This window comes from Actinokineospora cianjurensis, assembly GCF_003663795.1.
In the GTDB taxonomy this organism is placed as follows: domain Bacteria; phylum Actinomycetota; class Actinomycetes; order Mycobacteriales; family Pseudonocardiaceae; genus Actinokineospora; species Actinokineospora terrae.
Genome location: NZ_RCDD01000011.1, coordinates 116,603 through 130,199, shown reverse-complemented (window position 1 = coordinate 130,199; position 13,597 = coordinate 116,603). Strand labels below are relative to the sequence as shown.

12 protein-coding genes are annotated in these 13,597 nt (G+C 72.5%); 3 read left to right on the top strand and 9 right to left on the bottom strand.

The genetic code is table 11. The features are described 5' to 3' along the window. Positions 1 to 346 precede the first annotated feature (346 nt). Both CLV68_RS32865 and CLV68_RS32860 read right to left on the bottom strand, forming a co-directional pair. On the bottom strand, positions 347 to 1,108 hold the full coding sequence (locus tag CLV68_RS32865; protein ID WP_147460260.1) for a Calx-beta domain-containing protein: 762 nt from the start codon (positions 1,106 to 1,108) through the stop codon (positions 347 to 349). Between the two features lie 83 nt (positions 1,109 to 1,191). Next, complete coding sequence (locus CLV68_RS32860; RefSeq protein WP_147460259.1) at positions 1,192 to 1,758, bottom strand: hypothetical protein; 567 nt, start codon at positions 1,756 to 1,758, stop codon at positions 1,192 to 1,194. Positions 1,759 to 1,834: 76 nt separating this feature from the next. Here CLV68_RS32860 and CLV68_RS32855 point away from each other — a divergent pair, with 76 nt between their 5' ends. After that, positions 1,835 to 2,050: a hypothetical protein gene (locus CLV68_RS32855; RefSeq protein WP_121394929.1), complete on the top strand. Its 216-nt coding sequence runs from the start codon at positions 1,835 to 1,837 to the stop codon at positions 2,048 to 2,050. Positions 2,051 to 2,149: 99 nt separating this feature from the next. Here CLV68_RS32855 and CLV68_RS32850 read toward each other — a convergent pair whose 3' ends face one another. Next, positions 2,150 to 2,770, bottom strand: a complete 621-nt coding sequence (locus CLV68_RS32850; protein WP_121394942.1) for an L-threonylcarbamoyladenylate synthase — start codon at positions 2,768 to 2,770, stop codon at positions 2,150 to 2,152. Between the two features lie 102 nt (positions 2,771 to 2,872). Here CLV68_RS32850 and CLV68_RS32845 point away from each other — a divergent pair, with 102 nt between their 5' ends. Then, on the top strand, positions 2,873 to 5,191 hold the full coding sequence (locus CLV68_RS32845) for an Hsp70 family protein (protein ID WP_170224726.1): 2,319 nt from the start codon (positions 2,873 to 2,875) through the stop codon (positions 5,189 to 5,191). Positions 5,192 to 5,416: 225 nt separating this feature from the next. On the opposite strand, the gene CLV68_RS32840 is transcribed toward CLV68_RS32845, so the two are convergent. From CLV68_RS32840 to CLV68_RS32825, 4 genes are all read right to left on the bottom strand, one after another. Then, positions 5,417 to 6,937: an adenylate/guanylate cyclase domain-containing protein gene (locus tag CLV68_RS32840; RefSeq protein WP_121394927.1), complete on the bottom strand. Its 1,521-nt coding sequence runs from the start codon at positions 6,935 to 6,937 to the stop codon at positions 5,417 to 5,419. A 169-nt stretch (positions 6,938 to 7,106) separates the two neighbouring features. Further along, positions 7,107 to 8,933 (bottom strand): dynamin family protein, encoded by a 1,827-nt coding sequence (locus CLV68_RS32835; protein ID WP_121394926.1) that lies wholly within the window; start codon positions 8,931 to 8,933, stop codon positions 7,107 to 7,109. Beyond that, complete coding sequence (locus CLV68_RS32830) at positions 8,930 to 10,588, bottom strand: dynamin family protein (RefSeq protein WP_170224725.1); 1,659 nt, start codon at positions 10,586 to 10,588, stop codon at positions 8,930 to 8,932. The genes CLV68_RS32835 and CLV68_RS32830 overlap by 4 nt, the downstream gene beginning before the upstream one ends. Next, entirely contained in the window at positions 10,585 to 10,917 is a 333-nt protein-coding gene (locus CLV68_RS32825; protein WP_121394924.1) for a hypothetical protein, read from the bottom strand. Before CLV68_RS32825 ends, CLV68_RS32830 begins: the two co-directional genes overlap by 4 nt. Positions 10,918 to 11,000: 83 nt before the next feature. Here CLV68_RS32825 and CLV68_RS32820 point away from each other — a divergent pair, with 83 nt between their 5' ends. Beyond that, the gene (locus tag CLV68_RS32820) at positions 11,001 to 11,534 is read left to right on the top strand and encodes an RNA polymerase sigma factor (RefSeq protein WP_121394923.1); all 534 of its coding nucleotides are present in this window, start codon (positions 11,001 to 11,003) and stop codon (positions 11,532 to 11,534) included. Positions 11,535 to 12,247: 713 nt separating this feature from the next. Here the strand turns inward: CLV68_RS32820 and grpE are convergent. After that, positions 12,248 to 12,988, bottom strand: a complete 741-nt coding sequence (gene grpE, locus CLV68_RS32815) for a nucleotide exchange factor GrpE (RefSeq protein ID WP_121394922.1) — start codon at positions 12,986 to 12,988, stop codon at positions 12,248 to 12,250. 11 nt (positions 12,989 to 12,999) lie between these two features. After that, a complete protein-coding gene (locus CLV68_RS32810) occupies positions 13,000 to 13,581 on the bottom strand; it encodes a hypothetical protein (protein WP_121394921.1) in 582 nt (193 codons plus the stop codon). Between the last annotated feature and the right edge of the window lie 16 nt (positions 13,582 to 13,597).

The window sequence follows — 13,597 nt, the reverse complement described above, 5'->3', positions numbered from 1 at the left end:
TCGCGCGCGCACGCCAGTCCGGCCCCAGCCCCCACCCTCTCCGGGGGGCGTCCCAGGTCCCAGCCTACCGGCACCCCCCGACAAACGATCTTCACACAGCGCCCCGAAGATCCACATGTGGACAACTTCTGTCCCTGAACCGGGTGAAAGATCGAGCAGCCAGGACAGCAAATCCGCTGGTCACGGACGCGAGCGAAGACTCGGACCGCCCAGCGGGAGCAAGTCGCTCGACGGGTGATCAACAAGTCGGCTTTCCACGCACCAAATGTCCATAATGGACAAAGGCGGCCAAGCAGAGAGAACGGGCCCGGCCACCGAAGTGGCCGGGCCCGTTGACAACACACTGCTATCGCTTGGACTTCACCGTCACTGGGACCTTCGACAGGCCGAGGGTGCCCGCGGACGGGGAGAAGATCTCGACGTAGAACTGGTCGTCGGGGAGGGTTTGGTCGGGCTTGAGGCGGATGGTGGCGGTGCCTCGGGTGGCGCCGGTGGGGATGGTGATGAGGCCGTCCTTCACCGGGTAGTAGCCCGGAGGGTTGTTACCGACGTGGATGGTTCGGTAGTGCAAGGTGATCGGGGCGCGCGCAGGGGTCGAGGTATGGACACCCACCTCCGCGGTGCCTTCGTAGCGCCAGCAGATCTTGCCGCCGTCGAGTGAGGTTTCTACCGGGGGTAGGTCGTCGTCGATGATTTGGCCGCGGCCTCGGTCTCGGGCGATGACCAGGTTCTGGGCGCCGTGGAGGCGGAGGGCGAAGGCTTCCTCCGGTTCGGGGGCGCTGTCGCGGACGACGCCGACCACGACGGCGGTGGCCGTGGTGGAGTCGGTCCAGGTGAGGGTGCCCGACGCGGCCACGATGTCGGACGGGGTGGTGGTGATGTGCTCGGTGACGTAGTTGACCGAGCCGGTCGCGGTGCAGCCCGGGTCGGTCGCCACGGTGACCGCGAAGGCGAACCCGGTGGTGCCGGGACCACCGGTGCCCTCGTACTGCCGGTAGTCACCCACGGACACCGTCGCGGGTCCGCAGGCCGCCGTCGACCAGGTCTGCGCTGGCACGACCGGCAACGCCACGGCGACCGCGGCCGCCGCGAGCAACAAAGCCCTCATGGACATACCCCTCTCTCAAAGCGCCCCGGGTCTGGTTAGCGCACCCCGGTTGTGGCGCGGTTGTGAGGGTGGTCCAGGGGGTCTTACCCGAGCTCCTTCGCCAGCTTCAGCGCGGCGACGCTGACCCGTTTCATCTCGGCCTTGTGCGCGGCAGGGTCCTCGTCACGGTCAGCGCTGTCCGACTCCGCTATGACCACGTCTCGGTCGATGGTCGTGGCGGAGAAGCCACCCCGGCTCAGGCGGTCCAACCCGGGGACGTTGACCTTCTTCTCGCGCAGCAGGTCGTTGACGCTGCCGGTTTCGTCTTGACGAACGAGTAGTTCGAGCTTCTCGGCACCAGCTCGATCCGGCATACGCACAACTGCTATGGAGGTGTAGACAGTTCGACCGCTGTCGGTGGCGGTGAGGAACACCGCCCGGGTCAACTGCCTGCACGGATTCGCTATGAGGAACTGCTCGACCTTGCCGTAAGCGTGCTCGGCGCAGTCGCTATCGCGGGCAGGTTCAACGGTCTCCCCCATCCTCTGGAACAGGTACTCGCTGGCAGGAGCCGTTGGCGTTACCGGCGGCGGGTCGTCGTTGCCCGAGGTCAGCCACACGATGAACCCCACGAGCAAGGCAGCGACAACGATTCCCGCGGCAGGTAGCACCCACCTGGGCCTACGTGGAGGCACCACAAGCTCAGCAGGACCAGGCAAAGGCCCGGGAACAACGGGCAGGGTCACCGTGGCCGCTTCCATCGTCAGCGCGGGAGCGCCGACCGGGGCCAGGCGGGGACTGGTCAGCACCGGGCTGGTGCTGGCGGGCGGGGGCGTCGACGCCCCCGGCTGGGACCTGGGCGACCAGGGCAGCTCGTCCGGCAAGGTACTCACGATCATCGCGGGAGCGGACACCGGCTCCGTGGGGCGCGGGGGGAACTTCGGCACCGCGCGCAACGGCTGATCGGGTGAAGGGTCATGGTCCGACACGGCGTGGACAGTAGCGTAATAGGGCCGTTATACAACGATCGTGGCCAGAGACACACCGTGCAACCGAAAACGGCTACTCAAATCTTGTCGCGTCCCCGCCGCCGCGCCGGATGATTTCCGGTTCGCCCTCGGAGAAGTCCACGACCGTCGTCGGCACCGTGCCGCACTCCCCCGAGTCGAGCACCGCGTCGAGCACGTGGTCGAGCTCTTCCTTGATCTCCCAGCCGGACACCATCGGCTCGGCGTGGTCGGGCAGCAGCAGCGTCGAGGACAGCAGCGGCTCGCCGAGCTCGGCCAGCAGCGCCTGGGTCACCGTGTGCTCGGGGATGCGCACGCCCACGGTCTTCTTCTTCGGGTGCAGCAGCCGCTTGGGTACCTCTTTCGAGGCGGGCAGGATGAACGTGTAACTACCCGGGGTGGATGCCTTGACCGCCCGGAACACCGCGTTGTCCAGGTGCACGAACTGCCCGAGCTGGGCGAAGTCCTGGCAGACCAGGGTGAAGTGGTGCCGGTCGTCGAGGCGGCGGATGGCCCGGATCCGGTCGATGCCCTCCCGGTTGCCCAGCGCGCAGCCGAGCGCGTAGCAGGAATCGGTGGGGTAGGCGATCAGTCCCCCGTCGCGCAACAGGGCCACGACCTGCGCCAACGAGCGCCGCTGCGGGTTGTCCGGGTGCACGTCGAAGTACTTCGCCATGACGGGAGTCTACGGACCGGCGGCGACCCCGACCGAAACGCCGCTCGGCGACAGGCGATCCTGTATACGGACACGAATGGGCTAGTAGTGAGCGGGAGCGACGTGACACGGTGGAGTCTTGGCGTCGACCTGGGCACGAGCTTCTCGGCGGCGGCCATCGCCACAGCCGACAGGGTGGAGTCCATCGAGGTCTCCGGTGAGCGCCGAGTCCCGTCCACGGTGCTGCTCGACGAGTCGGGGCGGTTGGTCGCGGGCACCCTGGCGCAGCGGATGGTCGGCCGGGCGCCGGACCGCGCCGAGCGCAACCCCAAGCGCTACGTCGGCCGCCGCCCGATGCTGCTCGGCGGCGAGCCGGTCACCGTGCAGCGGGCGATGGCGGCGCTGCTGGAGCTGTTCGTCACCGAGGCCCGCAGGCGCTTCGACGGGGCCGCGCCCGCGTCGCTGGTGCTGACCCACCCGGTGGCGTGGAGCCCGGCGCAGCGGCAGGTGCTGCTGGAGGTCGCCGAGGTAGTGCTACCGGGCAGGCCGGTCGAGCTGATCGAGGAGCCCGTGGCGGCCGCGGTGCACTACAGCCACACGCACGCCGCGGACGGCATCGGTGGCCGCGACAGCGTGGCGGTCTACGACCTGGGCGGCGGCACGTTCGACACCGCCGTGCTGGCCGTGGAGGGCTCCGGCTTCACCGTGGTCGGCGCCCCCGGCGGCGACCCGGAGATCGGCGGCGAGACCTTCGACGAGCGGGTGTTCCACCACTTCGGCGCCCAGCTGACCCGGCTGGCCCCCGAGTGGTGGGAGCAGGTCAGCACCAACCCGGACCGGCGCTGGCTGGCCGCGGCAGGCGAGCTGCTCACCGAGGCGCGGCTGGCCAAGGAGTCGCTGTCGGACTACGAGGACGCCAGCCAGTACGTCGCGGGCGCCGACATCGACGTGCGGATCACCCGGGCCGAGTTCGACGCCCTGGTCGGCGAGGACGTGCGGCGCACCACCCGGCTGCTCGCGCAGAGCATCGAGGGCAGCGGCCGGGCGCCGGGGGACCTTCGGGGGATCTTCCTGACCGGCGGGGCGAGCCGGATCCCGCTGGTCCAGGACACGCTGCGCGCCCAGTACGACGGCCTGGTGCGCACCTGGCAGGACCCCAAGACGGTGGTGGCGCTCGGCGCGGCCCGCTGGGCGCAGCGCGCGCTCACCGCCCGCCCGGTCACCGCGCCCCGGCGGACCGGGACCGGCGCGGGCTTCCCGGTGCTGGCGACCGAGGTGGTCGACGCCCAGGCGGTCAACGGCGCCCTCTACACCTGGAGCGCGGGACCCGAGGGGCACGTGGTGCGCAAGCTCGACCGCGGCGGCCGGGTGGAGCGCGAGCTGCCGATGGCGCGGGTCACCGGCTGGACCATCAGCGACGACCTGGTGCTGGTCGCCGAGCGGCGCGAGCAGGCGGTCCGGGTGCACGCGCTGAGCCCGGAGCTGATCATCCGCTCGACCACCGACCTGGTCACCGCGCACGACCCGTGGCTGGTCGCGCAGGGCAGCCTCGGCTGGGTCTTCCTGCGCGGGCCGGGGACGCGCCCGGTGGACAACTCGGTCGGCCTGCCGTGGGGTGAGACCGGCGACCTGCAGGTCGTGGTGATCCGCCCCGCGACCTCGTTCGCCCCGGTCAACGCCACACCGCGCCTGCTGGGCCCGGCCGCGACCTGGTACATCAACGAGGACGGCGCGCGCCGCAGGCTGCTCGACCCGGCCATGCCCACCTCCGTCCCGCCGACCGCGCTCGGCGACGGCCGGGGCGCGGCGGTGGTGCTCGGCAAGATCACCAAGCGGCGGACCGGGCTGCGGTCCAGCGTCGTCGTCCCGAGCCAGACGGTGGCGACGGTGGACTCCGACGGGAACCTGGCGGTGGTCGCCGAGCAGCAGGACGCGACGGCGCTGTGGGTGCACCAGGTGGTGCGGCGCGAGTCCTGGTACCTGGGCACGAACGTGGGGCTGGAGACCTACGCCGGGACCGACCGCAAGCTGTTCGTCGAGCGCCCCCGGGCGGGCGCGGTGCGGTGGGTGGCCACGGCGAACCGGATGTACGGGGTGGTGCAGGACTCGCTGGTGCCGAACCGGGGACTGGCCCTGCACCTGTACGACGAGCGGTCGCCGCGGCCGCTGGGGACCTTCCCCGGTCTGCTGGGCAACCTGGCGTCGGTGGTCCCGGCCGAGGCGGCACGGCTGCGGGTGGACGGCGAACTGCTGTGGCTCGGCGCGCAGGTGGGCGAGGGGACCTCGCAGGTGCTGCGGGTGAGCGGGGGCCGCGTCGACCAGGTCGCCGCCGCCGAGGGCTGGCTCGAACCGGTGGGGCAGGGCTTCGCACTGCACTCCCCCGAGACCCCACCCGGCGACTCCAGAACCGCCCCGGCGACCCTGGTCCGGCTGCCGGAGTAGGTCTGCCCAGTGGTGCCGCTCAGCAGGTCTGCCCGGTAACTGATCTTGGTTGTGGGTCCGCCGGGCTGGTCTCGCAGGTGGGCTGTGGGAGGTGGTTGTGGCGCGGAAGGCAAGTGTGTTCGTGCGCCCGGTGTCGATGGACGAGGGCCGGAGGTCGGCGCGGATCACCAGGACCTCGAAGGACCCTGTGGACGCATTGCCCCACCAAGGTCGCGTGACACACCACTAGCTCTCCCGCGGGACGGCGAGGAGCGTGTCCTCGGTGCGGCCGCGCAGGGTCGTGCGGGTGGTGGTCCGCCAGTGGGCGGCTTCGTCGGGGTGGGCCTCGTCGACCGCGCGTGACGAGGCGAGGAGGTTGCCGGGGCTGGACTTGGCGAGCTCGGTGAGGCGGGCGGCCTCGTTCACCGGGTCGCCGATGACGGTGTACTCGAAGCGGCGTTGGGCGCCGATGTTGCCCGCGACCACCTGGCCGGTGGCCACGCCGATGCCCGCCTGGCAGGTGGGCAGCTCGCGGGGCAGGCGGGTGGCGACGGCCCTGGCGGTGGCGAGGGCGCGGCCCGCGTGGTCGTCGAGGGGCAGCGGGGCGCCGAAGACGGCCAGCGCCGCGTCGCCGACGAACTTGTTGATGGTGCCGCCGTGCCGGTCGACCTCGTCGACGACGACGGCGAAGAAGCGGTTGAGCAGGGCGACCACCTCGGTCGGCGGTCGGGTCGCGGCGAGCGCGGTCGAGCCGACCAGGTCGACGAACACCACGGTCACCGCCACCACCCGCTGGTCGACCTCGGCGGCGAGCGCGGCCTCGGCGACCTCGCGGCCGACGTGCCTGCCGAACAGGTCCCTGATCCGCTCGCGCTCGGCGAGCCCGTCGGCCATCCGGTTGAACCCGGCCTGCAGCAGCCCCAGCTCGGTGCCGTCGTACACCGCGACCCTGGTGTCGAGGTGCCCCTCGCGGACCAGGCCCATGCCGTCGCGCACCGACCGGACCGGGCCGACGATGGCCCGCGCGGTGAACTCGGTGACCAGGAAACCGAAGACCAGGACAACACCGGTCAGCACGATCACCGTCACCGCGAGCCTCGTGGTCGGCACGGTGTCGCGCACCAGGGCGAACACGGCGACCAGCAGCAGGCCAGCGACCGGCACGCCGGTGCCCAGGCACCAGAACAGCAGCATCCGCACCCGCACGCCCGTCCCGCCGAGCGGTTCGTCGCCGATGGCCCTGGCCGCGACCGGGCGCAGGGCGAACTCGCTGAGCAGGTAGGCGTTGGCGCACACCACGATCCCCGCGAACCCGGCGGTGAACGCGACCGTGAACACCAGCGCGGGCTGGATGACGAGCACGATCCCGGTGAACAGGACCGTCGCCAGTCCCCAGAGGAACGCCTGCATGAGGGTCAGCACCAACGGGACCCGCACGGTCGCCCGCCGATCCCGCTCGGTCGGCGGCCGGTCGTCGATCGCCCACCGCACCGCCCGCAACGCCCGCCCGGTCCCCCACACGACCCCGAACGCCAACGCCACCACGACGTAGCACGGCACCCCGACGCCGACCATCAACCAGGTCGCGGCGACCGGTCCCGGCCCGGGGATCACCCAGGTGGACAGCACCACGGCCACCACGGCCCCGATCAGGTTCGCGACCACGAGCGTCACCGTGAGCAGCCCCTGCACCCGGACCCGCAACACCATCCCCCGCTGGTCCGCGGGCCCGAGCAACCGCGACCCGAACGGTCCAGCCTGAGCCATCACCGGCTCAGGCTACTCGCGGGTACCGGCGCTCACAGCCCAACTCCGCTCATCGGCGAGCGGACTCGGCGAACGGCAAGTCGGGTGCGCCCTACCCGGACCGCGCGTCACGCTGTCGTGCGGGGCGGGGGCGGACCTCGGCGATGGCCTGCCGACGAGGGCGCCGTGGTCAATCTGGTTGGCGCAGGGCGGATTCGAGGGCGTCGTGGAGGGTCGCGGCGCGGTCGAGGAGGGAGGTGGCGGTGGCGAGGTTGGGGGTGCCCTCGCCGAGGGGCGGGGTGGTGAGGTCGCGTTTGCGGGATTCGAGGGCTTTGTGGCGGGCGGTGAGTGCCTCGTCGATGTGCTGTTCGGTGGTGGTGCGCCAGGTGAGGGTGGCGCGGTCGACGGCGAGGGTGATGTCGGTGGTGGCGGCGGTGAAGGTGTCGCGGATGGCGGTGGTGAGGGCGGCCTTGGTGCGGGTGGTGGCGGCCAGGCGGCGCTTGTGGGTGAAGAAGCCGACCGCCAGCGCGGAGCCGATGGCGACCGGGGCGAGCGGGGAGAGGGCCGCGGCGCCGAGGATGGTGGCGAGGTAGCTGACGCTGCCCGCCATCATGACGGTGGGCAGGCCCTCGGCGAGGACGTCGAAGCGGGCGGCGCCCGGCCTGGCCGCGTGGCTGGTCGGGGCGTCCGGGCGGGTCAGGACGGCGAGGTCGACCACCGGGGCGTCGACGCCCATGGCCCTGAGGTAGCTGTCGAACGCGGCGGTGGCGACGTCCTCGACGGCGGCGGTGATCTCGGTCCACGCGGCGGCCAGGGACTGGTCGAGGCTGTCGGGCAACGCGGACAAGTACGCCTCGATCGCCCGCCCGGAGCCGAGGTCCGCGATCTCGGCCTCGTACGTGCGGCGGTACCCGTCGAGGATCGCCTTCGCACCGAGGGAAGCCTCCCGCGCCACCAGGTGCTGATCGAGCCCGGCCACCCGACGCGCCCGGCGGCGCTCGGCCAGGTCGGCCAGTTCGGCGTCCACTTCGGACAGCCGGGCGGCGACACCGGCCTCGTCGGCGGACTCGACGGCAGCGGCGTCACCGGCGGTCTCGGCCAGGTCGCGGGCGGCGGAGGTCGTCACCGTCAGCACGCCACCCGCCCGGATCAGCTCGCGGCGCAGCGCCCACCGGCCGATCAACCGCTCCAACGCCGGGAACCCGCTGCGCTCACGCCGGACCGCCGCGCGCTCATCCGCTCCCGCCTGCGTCAACGCGAGCGCGGCCTCAGCCAGCTTCGCACTCACCGGGAGCCACGGCGCGGCGAGCAAACGCTTGCCCACCCGGGGATCGAGGTCCTCCACCGAGCGGGCGAGCCGCTCGCGGTTCTCGGTCAACAGCTCCCGCCACCCGACCGAGTCCTCCACCTTGGTCATCACGAACGCGATGGTGTGCACGCGCGCTGCTGCCTCGGCGAGGAAGTCCAACTCGTGCCGCAGGATCGGTTGGTCCTGCGCGCTCACGGCGAACAGCAGTGCGTCCGCCCCACCGAGCGCGGCGACCGTGGCGTGCCGATGTCCGGCGGTGAGACTGTCCACCCCGGGCGTGTCGACCAGCCGGACGCCTTGCAGCACAGGGTGGTCGACTGTCACCTCCACCCCGGTCACCCCGCGCCTCAGAGCTGGATCGCCCAGCACTGAAGCGTACTCGACAAGCCGCGCCGGGTCGATGACCTCGACCTCGTCGCCCCGGCGGACCGACGCCGCCAGTTCGTCCCCGTAGGACAGGGCGATGTGCGTCTCGCTGGCGATGTCCGCGTCGACCGGCAGCAACCCGGGCACGCCGACCAGCGCGTTGACCAGCCTGCTCTTGCCCCGCTTCTGCGCACCGGCGACCACCACCGTCGCGGTCGACTCGGACCACCGACCGGCCTGCGCGGCCAGCACCCCGGCGACATCGGCCCGTTCGCACCGCACCGCCAACCCGTGGGTGTCGTTGGCCAACCGCAGCACCTGACGCACGACATCGTGACTCACGGACGACTCCCGGCGAGGTTCTCGAACGCGGCGCAGGCGACCTCGACCGCGCGGCGGATCGGCGGCGGCAGCGGGCGGTGCAGCATGGCGCGCAACCGGATCGCCACCTGTCCGCTGTCCACACCGGACATTTCACCGTCGAGCAGCGCACCGACCGCGCGTCGGACAGGGGCGGCGAGCAGCGGTTCGTCGCGGAGGCGTTCGATCAACACGCGGTCCTGGTCCAGCGCCGAGTCCGCGATGTCCTCCAGGGTGGCGAGCACGTCCTGGGCGCGGTGCCCGGCGACGGTGGGCCCGGCCATCTGCGCGAGTTGACGCCAGGGGCGCGTCGCCTGGCGGGCAGCGAGCACGATCTCCGCCGGAGTCGCGGCCGGGGGCAGCCCGAGGCGAGCGGCCGGGGTTTCGCCGCGCACCAACCGGAACAGCCGGTCGGTCATGTCCTGGTCGAGCACGAGCGCGTTGGTCGCGAGCGCGGCGCAGGCCGCCAGGGCACGCAACCCGGCCAGCTCGTCGACCAGCGGCCGGTTTTCCTCCACAGTGGACACCAGGCGGGCCACCACACTCTTGTCCGGCCCGGTGCCGAACCGCGTGTCCAGCGACCGCAACCGCACGACCGCCGCGTGCGCCTTGAGCAGGTCCGCGTGCCGGGTGAACCGGCGCACGACGTCCACCAACCCCGGCTCGGCGAATCCCGACCGCACGACCAGTTCCCGGTGCACCTCGTCGAGGCCCGCGCGGGGATCGCACCGCAGCAGGTCGACGGCGACCGTGATCCCGTAGCGGTGCAAGCGGTCCACAAGGGACTTATGAGCGGGATCGGCGGTGAACTCGGCCAGGTCCAGCAGGAGGTCTTCCACCACGGCCTCGGGCAGCGAAGCCAACTCCCGCAAGGTTTCCAGGTCGGCGGGGCGCAGGGTTGCGGCGCGGCCGGTCTCGGCGAGCAGGCCGATCACCGGGGTGACGTCCAGCACCGTCGGTCCGAGCTCGGCGGCGGCGCGCGCGGTCAGCCTGCGGGCGACCGGCCACGGGTCGGCCTCGTCGGCGCGCCGGTCGACCTGGCTGAGCACGGCGGCGGTGTTCACCGCGGTCAGCCCGCAGGCCACCGAGAGCCCGCGGAACTCGGCGAGGGTGTCGGCGTCGAAGCGCTGCACGTAGCGGAGCACGTAGATCAGGGCCTGCGCGTGCTCGGCGGCGGCGTCACCGAACAGCAGCGCGCGGGTCGCGTCCTCCGAGCTGACCGTGTTCAGGCCGGGCGTGTCGATCACCGTGACGGTCCGCAGCCACGGGTCGGGCAGGCGCACCCGCAGGCGCGCGATGTCGGCGGCGGTCAGGTCGGTCGCGCCCAGCGGGACGCGCCGGGTGTCGCCGTTGGTGTACTGGACGAGCACGTGCGGGTCGGGCCCGTACTCGTACCAGGTCACGATCCGGGTGCACTCCCCCGCGTCCACCGCCGCCACCGACCGGCCGAGGATGGCGTTGATCAGGGTGGACTTGCCCGCGGACACCGCTCCGGCGATGGCGAGCTGCAGCGGCCGGTCGAGCCGGTCGGCGGCCGCGGTGAGCTCGGCGCGCAGGTCCGGGTCGGTCGCGCGGGACGCCCCGTCGCGGCAGAGCGCGCGCAGCACCGCCGCGGCACCGCGCTCGGGTCGTGTCACCAGTCCACTCCAGGAAAGCCGTCGTCGGCAGCACCCTCCCCATCGGTGTCGGGGTCCACATCGCTACCTGGGTCGTGTGCTCCCGGGTCGTGCGCTGCTGGGTCGTGTGGGTCGTGCAGGCCGAGGTCGTGTGCTCCGAGGTCGTGGCCGAGCAGGTCGGGGGTCGGGTCGGGGTGGGCGTCGTCGAAGTCCGGCAGCAGGTCGGGCCCGGGCGCGGTGATCTCGGTGAAGGTGACGTCGAACATCGCCTCGCTCAGCGCGGGGTCGGGTGGGGCGACGCTGTCGAGCAGCAACTCACGCAGCGCGTCCTGGTCGAACTCCTCGGTCACGACCTGCCTCCAGGGGATAACACCGCGCGGGGCGGCGACGAATCACAGGGGTGACCACACCCTCGTGACCGGGACGGAGCGCGGTGACCGCTGGGCCATTCCCCGACCTGGAGGCCGACCTGGTCCAGGCGGCCGCGGCGGGCGACCAGGCCGCGTTCCGCACGCTGTGGGCCGGGGCGCAACGGCAGGCGTACGCGCTGTGCGTGCGGCTGACCGGCAGCCACGCCGACGCCGCTGACGCGCTGCAGGAGACCCAGATCGCCGCGTGGCGCGGACTGGGGCGGTTCACCGGGACGTGCTCGTTCGCGGTGTGGGTGTACGCCATCGCCCGCAACGCCGCCCTCGGCGTCCTGCGCACCCGCAAACGCCGCGGCGAGGTCGACCTGGACGGCGTCGCGGAACCATCCACCGGCCCCTTCACCGACGCGATCGGCGACACCCTCGACGTCCGCGCCGCCCTGGCCGCCCTGCCCGCCAACCACCGCGAGGCCGTCCTGCTGTGGGCGAGCGGCCTCACCTACGCCCAGGTGGCCACCGTCATGTCCGCCCCCACCAACTCCATCCGGGTCTGGATCCACCGAGCCCGCCACTCCCTCCGCGACCGCCTCGGCTCCTAGCCCGCCACGCGAGCCCGCGACGCGCAAGCCTTCGTCTGACAACCCGCCCGCCCTCGCCCGCCCGGCTCTGTGAACTCCTCCAGGGTCGCGCCGCCGCACTCCCTCGGCGCGCTGGCAGGCGCTCGGCCCCGCCGCCAACAGCCCCGCACCGCCGGCGGCCTCGGCGGCACTTCCCGGCTGGGAGGTCAAGGCACGCACGTGGCGGCGCCGCCTGGTGGCACAAAACCTTCCCCCGCACGACTTCCTGGCGCGAAGCCCTCCACCGCGCAAACTCCCGAGGCGAGGCTGTCCGCCGTGCGAACTCCCAGCGCAGAGCCCAACCCCGCGCAAACTCTCGAAGCGAGGCCCTCCACCGCCCGCCTTCTCGGCGCAAGGCCCGCTGCCGTACGACTTCCTGACGCGAGGCTCTGCGCAGCCCGAGCTCCCGGCACGTTGGCCGTCGCCACGCGGTCCCCCACCAGGAAATCCCTCGTCGCGCAGCCGACCGGCCGGGCGGCAGACCCCACCCACCCGGGGGGCCACCCACTTCCAGCGTACCGGTTTTCGGGGCCTGTCAAGGGGTTCGCGCCTGGCCTGTGGATGGTTTCGGGGGTTGTGGACAAGTCGGCCGGTGCCGGGCATGGGGGCTCCTCAGCGGTAGCGGACTCCTGGTCGGGGGTGGACGGTGGCGGGTCGGGAGGTGGCGGGCGGTGCAAGCCCGGTGGCGGGAGGGTTCAGCGGTAGAGGATGACCTCGGGGAGGCGCAGGACGGTGCCGTGGTCGAGGTAGCCGGGTTTGCGGGTCTCGGCCACCCGGTCGCGGAAGTCGGGGCGGGGGGCCTCGACCGTGCCCGCGGCGGTGTGGTGGTGGGGGTCGAACAGGGCGCCGTCGGCGGTGATCTCGGTGATGCCGGTGGCGTTGAGGGCCGAGAGGAGCCGGTGCGCGAGGTCGGGGGCGCGGTCGCCGAGTTGGTCGCGGAGGCGGATCGCGCAGTCGACCAGGGCCGCGCGGTCCGGCGCACCCGCCAGCAGCCGCGTCACCTGCTGGCGGATCGCGTCACCCGGCGCGTTGTCCCCGACCAGGCGGAGCACCGGGGCCAGCCCCGCGCCGTCGTCGACCACCACCGGCACGGGCGCCGCCGACCCGAACTCCGCCACCGGCACCCGTGACCGCCGCCGCGACAGCGCCAGCACCAGCGCGGCCACCACGACGAGCAACCCGATCAACGCGGGCAGCACCCACCCGGACCACCACGCGGCAGGCTCGACCTGCGGCGCACCCGGCTGGGGAGTCATGCTCGGCTGGACACCGTCCTCGGCCACCGAACTCCCCGGTACGACCGGCTGGGCCGACGAGGTCCCCGTGGTCACCCGCGCGCCACCCTCGGCAGGAACCGGCACGGCGGTGGTCTGGGCGTGCGCGGGCGGCGCCAGCAGCAACAGCGAGGCGATCAGGCAGACGAGGACGCGGGTCACGGGCTGATTCTTCACCCCTCGAGCGCCGCCTCGGCCCGGGACAGCACCCGGTCGGTCTCGATGGAGACGTCGGTGGCGGTCTCCTGGGCGTGCACGAGGGCCTCGCGCTGGGCGTTGCCGAGGTTGATCTCGTTGCGGACCTCGTTCTGGTGGATCTCGCCCTCCAGCGACCGCGAGTGGGCGGCGGCGTTGTCGGCGCGCTCGGTGGCGGCGTCGACCTCGTCGGCGGAGACCGAGCCGGGGTCGACGGCGTCCTGGTAGATGGTGTGCGCGTCGGCCAGGCCGCTGCTGGTCATGTCGATCACGGCCTGGGTGCCGCTGGGGATGTCGTACAGGTCGGGGGTGGGGGCGGGCTCCGGGTAGATGGGCTCCACCTCGTCCACCTCGACCCCCACCGGCTCGGTGGTGCTGTTGTCGATCACGACATCGGCGTAGCCGTCGGAGTCCAGGTCGTAGACCTCGACGTCGACCAGCCCGTCACCGTCCACATCGGACGTCACGATGTCGGCGACCTGGTCGCCGTCGGTGTCGAGCATGGTGGTGTCCGCGACGCCGTCACCGTTGCCGTCGGCGATGTACAGGTACCCGTCCATGTTGCCTCCCTCAGGT